5 protein-coding genes (1 of these 5 running past the window's edge) are annotated in these 17,421 nt (G+C 75.9%); 4 read left to right on the top strand and 1 reads right to left on the bottom strand.

Going from position 1 to position 17,421, the window contains the following annotated elements; genetic code table 11:
- The 4 genes in view from ML5_RS28595 to ML5_RS28580 are tightly spaced (each overlapping or abutting the next) and all read left to right on the top strand, a layout consistent with a single transcriptional unit that may run on beyond the window.
- A protein-coding gene (locus tag ML5_RS28595) for a non-ribosomal peptide synthetase (protein ID WP_013477168.1) crosses the window boundary here: on the top strand, positions 1-3,282 show its 3' portion. Its footprint begins 231 nt before the window's first position; 3,282 of the gene's 3,513 nt are visible here — the last part of the coding sequence; its start codon lies off the left edge, out of view; the stop codon is at positions 3,280-3,282.
- A complete protein-coding gene (locus ML5_RS28590; protein WP_013477167.1) occupies positions 3,279-5,594 on the top strand; it encodes a lantibiotic dehydratase in 2,316 nt (771 codons plus the stop codon). Before ML5_RS28595 ends, ML5_RS28590 begins: the two co-directional genes overlap by 4 nt.
- Positions 5,591-9,928 carry an SDR family NAD(P)-dependent oxidoreductase gene (locus tag ML5_RS28585; RefSeq protein ID WP_013477166.1) on the top strand — a complete coding sequence of 1,446 codons (4,338 nt, stop codon included), beginning with the start codon at positions 5,591-5,593 and terminating at the stop codon, positions 9,926-9,928. The genes ML5_RS28590 and ML5_RS28585 overlap by 4 nt, the downstream gene beginning before the upstream one ends.
- The gene (locus ML5_RS28580; RefSeq protein WP_013477165.1) at positions 9,925-15,231 is read left to right on the top strand and encodes a non-ribosomal peptide synthetase/MFS transporter; all 5,307 of its coding nucleotides are present in this window, start codon (positions 9,925-9,927) and stop codon (positions 15,229-15,231) included. Before ML5_RS28585 ends, ML5_RS28580 begins: the two co-directional genes overlap by 4 nt.
- Here the strand turns inward: ML5_RS28580 and ML5_RS28575 are convergent.
- On the bottom strand, positions 15,199-17,421 hold the full coding sequence (locus tag ML5_RS28575) for a lantibiotic dehydratase (RefSeq protein ID WP_236619311.1): 2,223 nt from the start codon (positions 17,419-17,421) through the stop codon (positions 15,199-15,201). The two genes, ML5_RS28580 and ML5_RS28575, sit on opposite strands and share 33 nt — an antisense overlap.

Below are 17,421 nucleotides of genomic sequence, written 5' to 3'. Positions count from 1 at the left end.
GTGGACCGCCGCCCGGACCTGGTGGTCGCGCTGCTCGGCGTGCAGGCGGCCGGCGCCGGGTACGTCCCGCTCGACCCGGCGCTGCCGCCCGGACGGTTGCGGGAGCTGGCCGCCGAGGCCCGGCTGCGCGTCGTCGTGGGTACCCCCGCCGGCGAGGCGTTCACCGGCCGGACCGTGCTGGACGTCCCCGCCGGCACCGCGCCCTGGCAGCCGACCCCGGCGACGCTCGCCACCACGGCGTACGCGATGTTCACGTCCGGGTCGACCGGGCAGCCCAAGGGCGCGGTGATCGAGCACCGGGCGCTGACCGAGAAGGTCACCTCGATCGCCGAGTTCTCCGGGTTCGACACGGCGACCCGGTGCCTGGCGTTCGCCTCGATCGGGTTCGACGCGTCGGTGGTCGACATGCTCGCCCCACTCGCCGCCGGGGGCACAGTCGTGCTCGCCGGTGACGCCGAGCGGGCCGACCCGACCCGGCTCTACCGGATCTGCGCCGATCAGGCAGTCGACGTGGTGGTGCTGCCGCCGCCGATCCTGCCGCTGCTGGACCCGGACCGGCTTCCCGGCGTACGGCTGGTCATCACCGGCGGCGAGGCCACCGGCCCGGAACAGGTCGGCCGCTGGACCGCGGGTGGGCGCCGCTTCATCAGCGTGTACGGCCCGACCGAGGCGACGGTGCTGGTGACCTGGTTCGAGGGCAGCGGCGACTGGACGCGGCCCATCCCGATCGGCCGGCCCGCCGCCAACCACCGCATCCACCTGGTCGACGACGAGCTGCGCGAGGTCGGCCCGGGGGAGATCGGCGAGGTGCTCGCCGGTGGTCCCGGGCTCGGCCGCGGATACCTGTTCGACGCCGCCCGTACTGCGGAACGGTTCCTCCCGGACCCGTTCTCCGGCCGGCCGGGGGAGCGGCTCTACCGCACCGGGGACCTGGCCCGGTGGCTGCCGGACGGGAGCCTGGAGTTCCTCGGCCGGGCCGACCGGCAGGTGAAGATCCGCGGGCAGCGGATCGAACTGGGCGAGGTCGAGGCCGTGTTGCGCCGCCACCCGGACATCGACCTGGCCAGCGTCCAGGTCCGCGCCGGCGCCGGCGGTCAGGAACTCGTCGCGTACGTGGCCACCGGCCTCGACACCGCCGAGCTGCGCGACTACTGCGCCCGGCTGCTGCCGCCCGCCGCCGTACCGGCCCGGATGCACACGATGCCCGCGCTGCCCATCACCATCAACGGCAAGATCGACACCGAGCGGCTGGCCGAGCTCGACGTCGCCGAACCGGCTTCCGTGCCGTCCGGCGAGCCGCCCGCCACCGACACCGAACGCCTCGTCGCGCAGGCGTGGGCGGCGCTGCTGGACGTGTCCACTGTCGGCCGCGACGACGACTTCTTCCACCAGGGCGGGCACTCGATCACCGCGATGCGGCTGGTCGCGGACCTGCGCGAGCGGCTGGGCCGCGACCTCGCCATCGAGGACGTGCTGGTGGGGCGGACGCCACGCGGCATCGCCGCCCGCGCCGACGCCGCCGCCGGAACCGGCCCGGCCGACGCCGCCGTCAGGGGACGGCCACCGGCGCTGTCCCCGGCGCAGCAGCGGCTGTGGTTCCTCGACCGCTACTTCCCGGCCGCCGCGTCGGCGTACAACGTCGCGTTCGCCGAACGGATCACCGGCCCGCTCGACGTGGCGGCGCTCGCCACGGCACTCACCGCCGTCGCGGACCGTCAGCAGATCCTGCGCTGGCGCATCCCGGAGCGCGACGGCGTGCCGTACGCGGTCGCCGACCCGTCCACACCGGTGCCGCTGCCGGTACGTGACCTCGCCCCGGGCACGGACCTCGCCGGCCACCTCGCGGCGAGCGCCGCCACGCCGTTCGCGCTGGCCACCGACACGCTGTGGCGGGCCGAACTGATCCGCACCGGCGACGACGAGCACGTGCTGGCCGTCTACGCCCACCACGCCGTGTTCGACGGCTGGTCCCAGTCGCTGTTCTACGCCGACCTGGCCGCCGCGTACCGGGCCGCGCTCGGGGACGGGCCGCCGCTGCCGCCGCTGCCCGCCACGTACGGCGACTACGTGGCCTGGCGCGCCCACCGTGCCCGGCGCCGCGCCGCCGCCGACCTGGACTGGTGGCTGGACCACCTGACCGGGGCGCCAGTGGTGCTGCGACTCCCCGGGGGACGGGACCGGCCGGCCGAACAGACGTACACCAGCGCGACGGTGCGTACCCGGCTGGACCGGGCCGCCACCGCCGCGCTCACCGACCTCGCCGCCGGGCTCGGTGCGACCCCCGCCGCCGCCGTGCTCGCCGCGTTCGCGCTGGTGCTGGCCCGGCGCACCGGCCTACCCGACCTGGTGGTCGGCACCCCCACTGTGGACCGGCGCGCCGCCGACTTCGAGGCGATGGTCGGCTTCTTCATCGAGATCGCGCCGCTGCGGCTGCGGCAGACGCCCGGGGCCGGGTTCGCCGCGCACGTCCGCGCCGCCTGGGAGGAACTGCTCGCCGCGCTCGCCCACCCGGAGGCCCCTGTCGAACGCATCGTCGGCGGCCTCGGGCTGGGCGGCCTGCTCGACCGCAGCCCACTGGTGCAGGTGCTGTTCAACATGTACACGTTCGACGAGCCGCGGCTGGACCTGGCCGGGCCGGCCGCCGAACCGGTGCCGGTGCCCGCGCCCGGCTCACCGTTCGACCTCACGCTCTACGGCATCACCCGGGACGGGCGGCTGCGCGTGGAGATCGTCTTCAACCCGGACGTCTACGGCGAGACGCTGATCACCGACGTGCTCGCCGACGTCGAGCGGTTGCTGCGGGCCGGCGCCGCCGACCCGGAGCGGCCGGTGGCCGAGCTGCCCGCCTGGACCGCCGTCCCGGCCGGAACGGCCGACGACGTGCACCGGGCCGCCCGGGTGAACCGGACCGGAGGCCGCGCCGGGGTGCCCGCCGCCCGCCCGGCCACCACCACCGAGCGGCGAATCGCCGCGGTCTGGTGCGACGTGCTCGGCGTACCGGAGGTGGCCGCGACTGACAGCTTCTTCGACGTCGGCGGCGGCTCGCTCGCGGTCGCGGTCGTGCAACGGCAGCTCAACCGGCTGCTCGGCACGAACCTGCGGGTCGTGGACCTGTTCCACCACCCGACCGTCCGCGCGCTCGCCGCGCACCTGGACAGCCTCGGTGCGGCGTCGTCCGGTGAGGACGCCGAGGACGAGGCGGTGGAACGCGCGGCGCGCCGGGGCGCGCTGCGCCGCCAGCGGGTCCAGCGCCGCCCGGTGGTGGAGGAGGAGCCGCGGTGACGTACCTGGTCCCCCTCGGCGACACCGGCTGGTCGGTGTGGCGGGACGTGCTGCTGCGCAGCGCCGGGTTCCCCGCCGACGGACTGGACCGGTTCGCCGCGCCGGACTGCGCCGACGCCGCCGACCGGCACCTGGCCGGCGAGCTGGACGAGACGGCGTTCACGGCCGCGTACGCCACCGCCGTCCGGGCGTCGTCGGCGGCGCTGTGCGGGATCGCCGCCGACCCGCTGTTCCGCGAGGCCGTCGCCTGGCAGAACCCGGAGGTGCTGGTGGCGCTGGACGGGCTGCTCCGCGACGGCCCGGACGCACCCCGCAACGTCCGCCGCCGGGGCCGGGAGAACGTCGTCGCCGGGTACTGGCAGCGCTACGTCGCCAAGTGCGAGACCATCGGCTTCTTCGGGCCGGTGTGCTGGGGCACCGTGGCACCGGGTGCGCCCGGTGTCACCGCCGTGCCCGGCCCCGGGCTGCTCCGTCACCGCGCCGTCCACCTCGAACACTGGGCGCTCGCCGCGTACGCGGACCGGCTGGCCGCCGACCCGCAGGTCCGGCAGTGGCTGGCACCGGTCCGGGCGCCGCACGTCCACCTGGAGGGCCGGGTCGTACACCGGCCCGCCCAGCGCCCGGAACCGGTGTCGCTGAGCGAGTCGATCGCGCTGTGCCGGTGCGACGGCACCCGCCCGGCCCGGGACGTCGTCGACGACCTCGTGCGTGACGGGCAGACCGGCGTACGCCGCGCCGAGGAGGGGTTCCTGCTGCTCGCGCAGCTCGTCGAGCGAGGGCTGCTGCGCTGGGACTTCGACCTGCCGCAGGGCTTCGCCGCGCAGGACCACCTGCGGGAGCGGATCGCGGCGATCGGTGACCGGGAGTGCCGCACGCGGGCGCTGGACGGGCTGGACCGGCTGGCCGCCGCCCGGACCCGGGTCGCCGACGCCGCCGGTGACCCGTCCGCGCTCACCGGCGCGCTGTCCGCGCTGGACGCCGAGTTCACCGCGCTCACCGGGCTGCCGCCGCGCCGCCGGGCCGGGCAGAACTACGCCGGGCGGGCGCTGTGCCACGAGGAGACCGCACGCGACGTGGACCTCACAGTCGGCGGCGGCCTGCTCGACTCCCTGGCCCCGGCGCTGGACCTGCCGCTGCGGGCGGCACGCTGGCTCACCGCCGAACTGGCCACCGCGTACGGCGACGCGCTGCGCGACCTGTACGACGACCTCAGCGGCGACGGACCGGTCCGGCTCGGTGACCTGTGGTTCGTCGCGCAGGGGCCGCTGTTCGGGCCCGGCGACCGGCCGGTGGACCGGGTCGCGGCCGAGTTCGCCGCCCGCTGGGAACGGGTGCTCGGACTGGCCGGACTGCCCGAGGGAACGGCCCGGGTGGAGTTCGCCGCGGCCGAGCTGGCGCTCCTGGTGGCCGACCGCTTCCCGGCGACCCGTCCCGGCTGGAGCGCCGGCCGGGTGCACAGCCCCGACCTGCAACTGTTCGCCGAGTCACCCGAGGCACTGGCCGCCGGTGAGTTCGGGGCGGTGCTCGGCGAGCTGCACGCCGCGTACGCCACGTTCAACGCCGAGCTGTTCACCCACTGTCACCCCGACGTGGACCGGCTGCGGCGCGCGTACGCGGCCGACCTGGGCCCGGGACGGCTGCGTCCGCTCTACCCGGTCGACTTCCCCCGCGTGGGCGGACGGTTGTCCGCGTCCCTGCACGGGCCGGACGACCACCGGCTCGCGTTCGCCGACGCGCCCGGCGCGCCGCGCGACCGGCTCGTGCCGGCGAACGCGGCGATCGTGTCCGAGGTGGACGGGGTCCTGGTGGCGACCGGCCCGGACGGCACGCGCTGGCCGCTGGTCGAGGTGTTCTCCGACCTGATCGCGGTGCACGCCGGTGACGCGTTCAAGCTGATGACCGACCGCCCGCACAGCCCCCGGGTGACAGTCGACCGGCTGGTGCTGGCCCGGGAGACCTGGCGCACCACTGTCGGGGCGACCGGCCTGGCCGACGCCGTCGACCAGGCGCGGCGCTACCTCGCGGTACGCCGCTGGCGGGCCACGCTGGGCCTGCCGGAACGGGTCTTCGTCCGGGTGGCCACCGAACTGAAGCCCACCTACGTGGACCTGACCAGCCCGCTCTACGCCAACCGGCTCTGCCTGCTGCTGCGCGCCGCCCGGCGGGCCGGCGGCGACGACGTGGCGGTGACCGTGTCGGAGCTGCTGCCCGCGCTCGGGCAGGCGTGGCTGCCCGACCGCGCGGGCCGCCGCTACGTCAGCGAACTGCGCCTGCACATCAGCGATTCGGCCGAGCCGGAGGTCATGGCGTGAACGAGACAGTGGAGCCGATCGCGATCGTCGGGCTCAGCCTGCGCGTGCCGGGGGCGGCGTCGGCGGAGGAGTTCTGGCGCAACCTGGTCGTCGGCGCCGAGTCGCTCACCCGGTTCACCCACGCGGAGCTGCTGGCCCGGGGCGTCCCGGCGGAGCAGCTCGACGACCCGGCGTACGTGCCGGTGGCCGCCGTGCTCGACGGCGTGGACCGGTTCGACGCGGAGCTGTTCGGAATGAGCCCCCGCGACGCGGAGCTGACCGACCCGCAGCAGCGGCTGTTCCTGGAACACGCGCACGCCGCGCTCACCGACGCGGGCTGCGACCCGGCCCGCTACGACGGCGAGATCGGCGTGTACGCGGGCGGCAACGCCGACCTGTACCAATGGCTGAACGTCCGGCGGAACCCGCGGGCGCTCGCGGACGCCGGTGAGCTGCGCGTGTCGCTCGGCAACAAGCCGGACTACCTGGCCAGCACCGTCGCGTTCCGGCTCGGCCTGCGCGGCCCGGCGATGACGGTGCAGACCGCCTGCTCGTCGTCGCTCGTCGCGGTGCACCTGGCCGCCGAGGCGCTGCGCAGCGGCGAGTGCGACACGGCGCTCGCCGGCGGCGTGTGCGTGGAACTGCCGCACGGCGTCGGGTACGTCGCCGACGAGGGCTACACCTCCGCCGACGGGCACTGCCGCCCGTTCGACGCGGACGCCGACGGCACCGTCTACGGCAGCGGCGTCGGCGTGGTCGTGCTCAAGCGGCTCTCCGACGCGCTCGCCGACGGCGACGACATCAGGGCGCTGGTCATCGGCAACGCGGTGAACAACGACGGCTCGGCCAAGGCGAGCTTCACCGCGCCGAGCGTCACCGGTCAGGTGGAGGTGGTCACGCAGGCGCTCGCGGTGGCCGGCGTCGCCCCGCGTTCGGTGGGGTACGTCGAGGCGCACGGCACCGGCACCGTCCTCGGCGACTCGATCGAGCTGGCGGCGCTGAGCACGGCGTACGGGCGGCGCACCGCCGAGCGCGGCTGGTGCGGCGTCGGCTCCACGAAGGCCAACATCGGTCACCTCAGCGCGGCCGGCGGCGTGATCGGCCTGATCAAGACCGTGCTGTCGATGCGGCACCGGCTCATCCCGCCCACAGTCAACCACGACCGGCCGCACCCCGACATCGACATCGAGGCGAGCCCGTTCTACGTGGTGTCCACGCTGACCAAGTGGGAGCCCGAGGACCAGCGACCGCTGCGTGCCGGCGTCAGCTCGCTCGGCCTCGGCGGCACCAACGCGCACCTGGTGCTCCAGGAGGCGCCGCCGCGCGTACCCCCGGAGCCGGATCACGGCGGCGGCGAACTGCTCCAGGTGTCCGCCGCGACCCCCGACGCGCTGGCCGCTGCCTGTGCCCGGCTGGCCGAGCGGCTCACCGGCGCGCCCGATGTGGAGCTGCGCGACGTGGCGTACACGCTGCGGGAGGGCCGGCCGGCGCACCGGCACCGGGCCGCCGTCGTCGCCGTGGATCGGGGCCGGGCGGCAGCGGCGCTCACCGACCCGAAACGCCGCGCCACCGGGGACGCCGCCGCGCCGCCCCGGGTGGGCCTGCTCCTGCCCGGCCAGGGCGCGCAGCACCCCGGCATGGGCGCGCACCTGGCCGCTACCGAGCCGGTGTTCGCCGCCGCCGTGGACGAGTGCGCCGCGATCCTCGGCTGGGACGCGAACGGGATGATCTTCGACGCCGGACCCGGTGCGGACGAACGGCTGGCCGGACCGGCGGTGGCGCAGCCCGCGCTGTTCGCCGTCGAGTACGCGCTGGCGACGTTGTGGCGGCACTGGGGCGTCACGCCCACCGCGATGATCGGCCACTCCGTCGGCGAACTGGTCGCCGCGACCGTCGCCGGGGTGTTCGACCTGCCGGACGCGCTGCGGCTCGCCGCCGCCCGGGGCCGCCTCGTGCAGGCCGCGCCGGAGGGCCGGATGCTCGCCGTGCAGCGCGGCGCCGACGAGATCGCGGCGCTGCTGCCCGACGGTGTCGCGGTGGCGATCAGCAACGGCCCGCACACCTGCGTGGTGGGCGGCGCGCCGGAACCGGTCGCCGCCGCCGAGGTCCTCCTGCGCGAACGCGGCATCGGCTGCACGCCGCTGCGGTCGCCGTACGCGATGCACGTGCCGCTGCTGGCGGCGGTGCGCGACGAGTTCGCGGCGCTCGTGGCGGCGGTGCCGCGCCGGGCGCCGGACCTGCCGGTGTTCTCGGCCGCGACCGCCGCGCCGTTCACCGACGAGCAGATCACCGACCCGGCGTACTGGGCCGACCAGCTGTGCCGGCCGGTGCGGTTCGGCGCCACAGTGGCCGCGCTCGCCGCGACCGGCGCCGCCGACGACTGGCTGCTGCTGGAGTGCGGTCCCGGCCGGCAGCTCGCCGGTCTGGCCCGGCTCAGCCTGCCGGCGGGGGCCCGGGCGCCGCTGCGCACGCTGCCCGCGCCGGGGGAGCGGCTGACCGACAGGCAGACCGCGTACGAGGCTGCTGGTCGCCTGTGGTCGGCCGGGGTGCCGGTGCGGCTGCCCGCATCCGGCACGCCGCGCCGGGTGCCGCTGCCCGGCTACCCGTACCAGCGCGCCCGGTACTGGATCGACCCGGAACCGGTGGCCGCGCCCGCCGAACCGGCCACCGACGAGCGGTACGACGACGGCGTGGTCGAGGTGCCGGTCTGGCGCCAACTGCCCGACACGACACCCGTCGAGGCGCCCGGGCCGCTGCTGCTGTTCGCCGCCGGGGAGCGCGGCACGGCGCTCGCGGACCGGCTGCGCGAGCGCGGCGCGGACGTCACAGTGGTACGTCCCGGACCGGCCTTCGCGGTCCGCCCGGACGGCTACCGGCTGCGCCCGGCCAGCGTCGCCGACCACCAGCGCCTGCTCGACGAGTGCGCCGACGACGGCCGCGCCGCCCGGATCGTGCACGCGTGGGCGCTCGACGGCGACCCGGCAGGCCCGGACGCCGACGCCGTGGCGGCGGCCCAGGAACACGGGTACCTCGCGCTGCTGACCCTGCTGGAGGCGCTGCCGGCCGCCGACGTGGCGCTGGACGTGGTGACCGCCGGGACGGCCGACGTGACCGGCGCCGACCTGCTCCGCCCGGAACACGCCACAGTCGCCGGGGTGGTGCGCTCGGTGCCGCTGGAGCGTCCGGGACTGCGCTGCCACTGGGTGGACGCCGACCCGGCCGAGCCGGGCGCGGACGCGCTGGCGGACGAGCTGCTCGGCGCCGAGCGGGCCGAGGCGGTCGCGCTGCGGCTGGGCGGGCGCCGCTGGACATGCGGGTTCGCGGCGGCGCCGGCGCGCCGGCGTACCGGGCCGGCAGTGCGCGACGGCGGGCGCTACCTGATCACCGGCGGACTGGGCCGGGTGGGAGGGGCGTTCGCCGCCGAACTGGCCCGCCGGGGCGCGCGGCTGGTGCTGGTCGGCCGGACCGCCCGGCCGGACCTGGTCGAGGCGCTGGAACGGGCCGGGGCGCAGGTCCGCCACGTGCGCGCCGACGTGACGGACGTGGACGCGCTGCGGGCGGTACGCGCCGACATCGAGGACGACCTCGGCGGACTCGACGGCATCGTGCACGCCGCGCGGCTGCCCGACACCGGGCTGTCCACCGGGTCGCGGCCGGCCGAGGCGACAGCCGAACTGCTGCCGAAGGTCACCGGCGCGCTGGCGCTGCGCGCGGTCTTCGGCGATATGCCGCTCGACTTCGTGCTGCTCAGCTCCTCGGTGACAGCGCTCGCCGGTGGCCTGGGCCGCGCCGACGACACGGCCGCCAACGCGTTCCTCGACGCGTACGCGCGCAGCCCGCACGGCTGGCGGTCGCCGGTGCTGTCGGTGGCCTGGGGCGCGTGGCGGGAGGAGGGCGTACCCGACCACGACGGGCTGGCCCCGGACGCGGCGGTGCGCGCGGCCTGCCGGGTCCTCGCCGAGGGACGGACCGGCTCGGTGGCGATCGGCGCCTACACGGTGGAGGCGGTCGCCGGGCACGAGCGGCGGCTCGCCGCGACCACGGCGGCCACCGCCTCGACGGTGACCACCGCCGACGGCGACCTGCAGGACACCGTCGCCCGGATCTGGCGCGACGTGCTGGGCGTGACCGAGGTCGGCCCGCACGACGACTTCTTCCGGCTCGGCGGCACCTCGCTCGTGGCCGCGCAGCTGGTGCTGCGCATCCGGCAGGCGGTGGGTGCCCGGCTGTCCATGCGGGTGCTGTTCGACGCGCCCACCGTCGCGGCGATGGCCGCCCGGATCGAGTCGCTGCGCGCCGCCCCACCGGCCGAGGCGCCCATCCCGCGCCTGCGCCGGCCGGGACGGCCGGGATGACCGAGTCACGCCACGACGTCACGCCGGTGGACGACGTCTACACCGTTCCCGCCTCGTACGCCCAGGAGCGGGTCTGGTTCACCGCCCAGCTCAGCCCCGGGCAGCCGCTGTTCACGATGACCGACGCGGTCACCCTGCCGGCGGGTGCCGGGCCGGAGCAGGCGCTCGCCGCGCTGCGGACGGTCACCGACCGGCACGAGGCCATGCGCACCACGCTGCGCCTGCACGACGGACGGCTCTACCAGGACATCCACCCCACGGTCCCGGTGGAGTTGCCGGTCACCGACCTGTCCGCGCTGCCCGGGCCGGAGCGGGACGCCGCCCGCGCCCGGATCGTCGCCGAGTACGCCCGCCTCGACCTGCCGATGGACGCGGCCCCGCTGTGGCGGGCCCGGCTGCTGCGGCTCGACCCGGACACCTGGTGGCTGCTGTTCGCCGGGCACCACGTCATCCTCGACGGCACGTCCCTGCTGCACCTGCGCGCCGAGCTGACCGAGCTGTGCGCCGCCGCCGTCGCGGGCCGCGCGCCGGACCTGCCCGAGCTGCCGATCCAGTACGCCGACTACGCGGCCTGGGAACGCGACCGCCTCGACGGCCCCCGGTGGGACGAGCTGCGCGACCACTGGCGGGAGGCGCTGACCGGCCTGCCCGCCGTGCACGCGCTGACCACCGACCGGCCGCGCCCGGCGACGCTCACGTTCGACGGCGCCGACGTCCGCCGGACGCTGCCCGGGCCCGTGACGGCGGTGCTGCCGGAGCTGTCCCAGCAGGCCGCCGCGACCCCGTTCATGGTGCAGCTCGCCGCCTACGTGGCGCTGCTGCACCGGCTGTCCGGAAGCGACGACGTGGTGGTCGGCATGCCGGTGGCCGGCCGGGACCGGGCCGAGCTGGAACCGCTGCTCGGCATGTTCATGAACATGCTGGTGCTGCGCGTCGACGTGTCGGGCGACCCACCGTTCCTGACCCTCGTGCGCCGGGTCCGCCGGGTCGTGCTCGACGCCTGGGACCACCAGGACATGCCGTTCCAGAAGCTCGTCGAGGAGCTGGCGGTACGACGCGACCCGGGCGTGCCGCCGCTCTACCAGCTCACATTCCACCACCTGCCTACCGGCCGGGGTGAGGCGTTCGGCGGCGCCATGGACGACCTGTCGCTGGAGATCGCCGGGGACGAGCTGCGGCTGGAGTACCGCACCGCGCTGTTCGAACGCGCCGCGATGGAGGCGTTCGCGGACCGCTACCTGCTGCTGTTCGCCGCCGCCGTGGCCGCGCCCCGGACCCGGGTGAGCGCGCTGCCGGTCATGCCGGACGCCGAGCACGCGGCGGTCGTGACCGGCTGGAACGCCACCGCCGCCCCGGTGCGCCGGACCACGCTGGCGGAGCTGTTCGACGCCCAGGCCCGCCGTACGCCGGACGCGGTCGCGCTGGTCGACGGCGACACCCGGATGACGTACGCGCAACTGTCCGACGCCGCCGAGCAGGTGGCGTCGCGGCTGGTCGCGCACGGCGTGGGACCGGAGTCGGTGGTCGCGATCCACGAGCCCCGCTCCCGCCGCCTGATCGCCGGGCTGCTCGGCATCCACCGGGCCGGTGCGGCGTACCTGCCGCTGGACCCGGACCACCCGCCGCAGCGGCTGGCCTTCATGCTCGCCGACGCCGGCGCCCGGGTGCTGCTGGCCGACGAGCTGCCGGACGGGCTGACCGTCCCGGGCACAGTGCTGCCGCTGACCGCGCCGGACCGGTTGCGCACCGCCGGGGGCACTGCCGCCGGACCGGGGAACGCGGCGTACGTGATCTACACGTCGGGCTCCACCGGGCGGCCGAAGGGCGTGGTCAACGAGCACGCCGCGATCGTCAACCGGCTCGACTGGATGCAGGACGCCTTCGCGCTCGGACCGGACGACGCGGTGCTGCACAAGACGCCGATCGGGTTCGACGTGTCGGTGTGGGAGGTGTTCTGGCCGCTGCTCGTGGGCGCGCGGCTGGTGCTGGCCGCGCCGGGCGGGCACCGCGACCCGGCGTACCTGCGGGAGCTGATCGAACGGGAGCGGATCACCACGGTCCACTTCGTGCCGTCGATGCTCGACGCGTTCCTGTCCACGGCAGGCCCGGCCGACCCGGCCCGCTGCGGGTCGCTGCGGCGGATCGTGTGCAGCGGCGAGGAACTGCCCGCCGACCTGGCCCGCCGCGCGGTGGCCGCGATCCCGTCCGCGGCGCTGCACAACCTGTACGGACCCACCGAGGCGGCGATCGACGTCACCGCCTGGGCGGCCACCCCCGACGCGCTGACCGGCGTGACCCGGGTGCCGATCGGCGGGCCGATCCGCAACGTCCGCACCTACGTCCTCGACGAGGCGATGCGCCCGGTCCCGGCCGGCGTGGCCGGGCAGCTGCACCTCGGCGGCGTGCAGGTGGCCCGCGGCTACCTGAACCGCCCCGGACTCACCGCCGCCTCGTTCGTCCCCGACCCGTTCGGCGAGCCCGGCGGCCGGCTGTACGCCACCGGCGACCTGGCCCGCTGGCGTACCGACGGGACGCTGGAGTTCCTCGGCCGCATCGACGACCAGGTGAAACTGCGGGGCCTGCGGATCGAGCTGGGGGAGATCGCCGCGGTGCTGCGCGAACAGCCGGGCGTCGGCTCCGCCGCCGTCGTCGTCCGCGGCGCCACGCCCGCCGAGCAGCGTCTCGTGGCGTACCTGACGGGGGAGGCCCCGGACCCGGCGGAGCTGCGGGCGGCGCTGAAGCGGCGGTTGCCCGAGTACATGGTGCCGTCGGCGTTCGTCACGCTCGACGCGCTGCCGCTGTCCGCCAACGGCAAACTCGACACCGCCGCGCTGCCCGCACCCTCGTCCGGCGTCGCCCCCGCGCAGCGCCGTCCGCCGGTGACCCCGGTCGAGCAGACGGTGGCCGCCACCTGGCGCGACGTGCTGGGCGTGCCCGAGGTCGGCCTGGACGACGACTTCTTCGAGCTGGGCGGTCACTCGCTGCTGGCGATCCGGATGCTGGCGCTGCTGCGCGAGGCGTACGGGCAGGTCGACGTCGGCGTGATGGACGTGTTCGCGCACCCGACGGTGCAGGGACTGGCCGCGCTGATCGACGCCCCGGCGGACGGCGACCGGCAGCGTCCGCTGCTGTACGAGCTGACCCGGCCGGTCCCGGCGGACCAGCGGGTGCGCTCGTACGTGTGCGTGCCGTACGGCGGCGGGCTCGCCAGCATCTACCAGCCGCTCGCGGACGCGCTGCCGGCCGGGCACACGCTGTTCTCCGTGGCGATCCCCGGCCACGACGTCGGCGTCCGCGACACCGAGCTGCCCTTCGACGAGCTGGTCGAGCGGTGCGTGACCGAGATCCAGGAGCGGGTGGACGGCCCGCTGGTCCTGTACGGCCACTGCGTCGGCGGCGCGCTGCTGACCGGCATCGCCCGGCGGCTGCACGAGCGGGGACGCCCGATCGAGGCGATCTACGCCGGTGGCGTGTTCCCCACCGCCCGGCCGGACAACATGCTCGGCCGGCTCGTCGACTGGGCCGACTCCCGGGGCGCGGACCGGCGGTACGAGACGTTCCTGCGCTCGATCGGCGCGGAACTGGCCGACCTGGACCAGGCGCAGGTCGACCGGTTCGTGCACCACGTACGCCGGGAGGCCGCCGAGGCGCAGGAGCGGTTCACCGAGTGGCTGGACGGCGAGCCGGTCCGGGTGCCCGCACCGGTGATCTCCGTCGTCGGCACCCACGACGTGCTCACCGAGTACTACGAGGAGCGGTACCGCGAGTGGAGCTTCCTCGGCGAGTCCACAGCGCTCGTGGTGCTGGACGAGGCCGGGCACTACTTCGTCAAGCAGCGGGCCGAGGCGCTCGCCGAGGTGCTCACCCGTACCCATCCCCGGCTCGCCGAGCCGTCCGCCGCGCCGCGACAGCTCGCCGGTAACGGCTGGGCACTGGCGGCCACCAGCACCGATCCGGTCACCGCCGAGACCGGCGTGCAACCGGGCGTACGCCGGTTCCTGGCGATCACCGCCAGCCAGCTCATCTCGTCGACCGGCTCGGCGCTGACCCAGTGGGCGGTGCCGGTCTGGGTCTACCTGGAGACCGGGTCGATGCTGTGGTTCGGCCTGTCCGGGGTGATCGCCTACCTGCCGGCGCTGCTGGCGCTGCCGGTCGCCGGCGCGGTCGCGGACCGGTTCGACAGGCGCCGCGTGCTGCTGGCCGCGTGCGCGACGGCGGTGACAGCGGAGGCGCTGCTGGCGCTGCTGCTCTGGACCGACCGGCTGGGACTGGCGGCCGTCTACACGCTTGTGTGCGTGCTCGGCGCGGCGTCGGTGTTCCAACGCATCACCTACCTGGCCGCGATCCCGCAGGTGGTGCCGAAACGCTACCTGGGGCACGCCAACGGCATCGCGCAGCTCGCGGTCGGGCTCAGCTCGCTCGCGGTGCCGCTGCTGGCTGCGGGCCTGCTCGCCGCGATCGGCCTGGCCGGCGTCCTGGTCATCGACATCGTCAGCTACGTGGTGGCGATCGGTGTGCTGGCCGCGGTGCGGTTCCCCGACCTGCTCGGCCGGCGCCGCAAGGAGCCGTTCCTGGCCGAGCTGATCGGCGGGGCGCGGATGACGTGGGCCGAGCCGGGCTTCCGGGCCATGCTGGGCTTCTTCTCGCTCTACAACCTGTGCCTGGCGAGCCTTCTGCTGGTGCCGCCGATGGTGCTCGCGTTCGGCACGATGGGCCAGGTCGGCACCGTGGCGTTCGCCGAGGCGCTCGGCGCCGTCCTCGGTGGACTCGCCATCGCGGTGTGGGGCGGCCCGACCCGGCGCCGGATGCCCGCGCTGATCGCCATCGCGTTCGGCGTGGCGGTCAGCCTGGTGCTCAGCGGCGTTCGCCCGAGCCTGCTGCTGGTGGCGCTCGGCAGCTTCGGCGTGGGGCTGGGCCTGGGCCTGCACAACGGCATCTACCTGTCGATCATCCAGGTGAAGGTGCCGCAGCGGTTCCACGGCCGGGTGCTGGCGATCATCCAGACGCTGACCTGGGCGACGCTGCCGCTGGGCTTCGCCGTGCTGGTGCCGCTGAGCGGGTCGCTGCTGGAACCGATGTTCGCCCCCGGCGGCGCGCTGGCCGGCAGCGTCGGCGCGTTGATCGGAACCGGCCCCGGCCGGGGACTCGGGTTCGCGTTCGTGGTGTCCGGGCTGGCCCTGGCCGTGGTGGCGCTCGGCGCCTACGGCGTACGCCGGCTGCGCCTGTTCGACACCGAGACCCCCGACGCGCCGGCGGACGCCACCGAGTGGCTACCGCACCTGCGCCGGGTCGACGATCTGTAGCCGCAGCTCCGAGGCGTACGCCCGGCCGGCCCCGTCGGTCAGCCAGGCGTCGTCCGGGCCGGGCAGCAGCTCGGTGACTGTGAGCCCGACCCCGTCGCCGCCCTTGGTGTGCGCGCCGCGCAGCAGCGTGCACAGCAGCCGGGTGTAGACGCCGCTGGTCAGGTCCACATAGCTGGGTTTGAGTTCGGTGTCGACCCGCACGAAGATCCGCTCGGGCAGGCCGAGCGCGAGCCTCCAGCGCCGTACCGCGAGGTAGCGTTCCCGCTCGCCCTTGACCGTGTGCAGGCCGGTCTCGCCCACAGTGGTGCGCCACGTCTCGCGGACCAGCACCAGGTCGTCGACTGTGACGCGCGGCGTGCGCCCGGCGTTGCCGGCCAGCTTCCACGTGTCGAACACCTGGTAGTCGAACAGCGGCGCGAACACCTCCAGCAGCGGCCACCGCCGCCCGTCGTCGGCGTGCGCGGTCAGTGTGCCGTCGTCGTCCGGCCGCACGGTCAGGGTGGTGATCGGCACGAGGCGGTCCGGGTCGGCGCCGGGAGCGCTGACGAACCCGAGCTGGGCGTCGGCGGGCCCGTGCAGCCACTCCGCGATCCTGGCCGTGTGCCGGGGCCAGTTCACCGGCGGCAGCAGCCGGACCCGGCCGCCGGGCAGGTCGGCGCGCATCCCGTCGCGCAGCCGCTGCGGGTCCGGGTGCCCGTACGCGAAGAAGTGCGTGTCGAACGCCGCCAGGGCCACGTGCAGCTCGCCGAGCACGACTGTGAAGTCCCCGCGCAGCAGCGCCGCCTCGTCCGGGGCGCACACGTGCACGTCCGGGCTGTGGATGCGGGCGGCGGCCCAGCCGGGCGCGTCGGCGGGGAACGCGGCGGCGACCCGCTCGGTCAGCGCGGCGGCGTCGAACCGCAGCTCCCGGGCGTCGGAGTCGGCGTCGGCCAGGCCCAGCACCGTCGCCCACCGGTCCAGGAACTCGGCGGTGACGGCGGCGGCGGGCGGATCCGCCCCGAACACCACCGCCTGCGCCAGGAACCACAGGTCGGCCACCGGCACGTCGTCGGTGGCCGACTCCGCCGCCAGGTCGCGGTACAGGGCGGCCAGCGCGTCGGCGTACGCCTGCCCGATCGCCGCGGTCAGCCACCGCGCCGACAGCAGCAGCGGTTCCAGCGGCGCGAGCCGTTCCAGCAGCGCGTCACCGAAGCGGACGTCCAGGTCGCGGACCGTCTCCAGGTGGCACAGCGTGCGCCCGGCGTACACCTCGCCGGGCTGCTGCCGCGCGGCCCGGCCGGTCAGTTCCACGAACCGCCGGTCCAACGCGGACATCGCCGCGGCCAGCGCGTCCGGGCCGTCGGCGGCGGCCACCGCGTCGCGCAGGTCGCTCACCGTCGCGAGGTCGCCGAGCACCCGCTCGCGGACCGTGTCGTCGCCGATCGCGGCGAGCTGCTCGCGCAACGCGTCCTCGGCGGTGAGGTCGACCGGCAGGTCGAAGCCGATCCGCAGCACGCCGCGCCCGGCCAGGTCGTCGAGCTGCGCGTGCACGTCAGCGGCCCGGCGGAAGCCGCTCGCCGGGTCCGCGAGCAGCGCGGCGACCAGGTCGGCCACGCGCGGTCCGCGCCGCACCAGCGCGAGCAGCCCGGCGGTCGCCGCCGGGAGCGTCTGCGGTGGATGGTGCGGATGCCGCAGCACGCGGTCGCGCAGGCTCAGGTGCGGGGCGAGCCGCACCGGCAGCCAGTCCCGCACGCCGGGCACGCGGGCGAAGGCCTCCGCGAGCGCGTCCAGGCCCCACCGCTCCAGGAACACCTTCCGGGTACGCGTCAGCGCCGCGCCGGAACGCACCGTCGCGACCGGACCGCTGCCGCCCAGCTCGGTCCAGCAGATCGGGCCGAAGAAGCCCACCGTGTCGTTCTTCAGGCAGTACCGCTGCCAGTACTTCGCGACGACCTCCTCCCGGTGCCGCCGGCGCAGATTGCGCGGGGCGTGCGGGCCGTCGCGCCGGATCGCGTCGACGGCGAGCAGGACCGCCGGGTTCTGCCAGGTCAGCGCCGTACGGAAGGCGTCGTCGCAGGCGATGTCGTAGACCGCCTGCCCGAGGTCGGCCGCGGCGGCGTCGAACGCCGCAGCGAACTCCGCGGCGTCGCCGTCCCCGCGCAGGTGCCGGTCGGCCGCCTCCGCGAGCGCCGGAGCGGCGAACCGGCTCAT

The organism is Micromonospora sp. L5 (genome assembly GCF_000177655.2).
Taxonomy (GTDB): Bacteria; Actinomycetota; Actinomycetes; order Mycobacteriales; family Micromonosporaceae; genus Micromonospora; species Micromonospora aurantiaca.
Note: the sequence above shows the minus strand (reverse complement) of the source record. Positions and strands in the feature narration are given on the sequence as shown.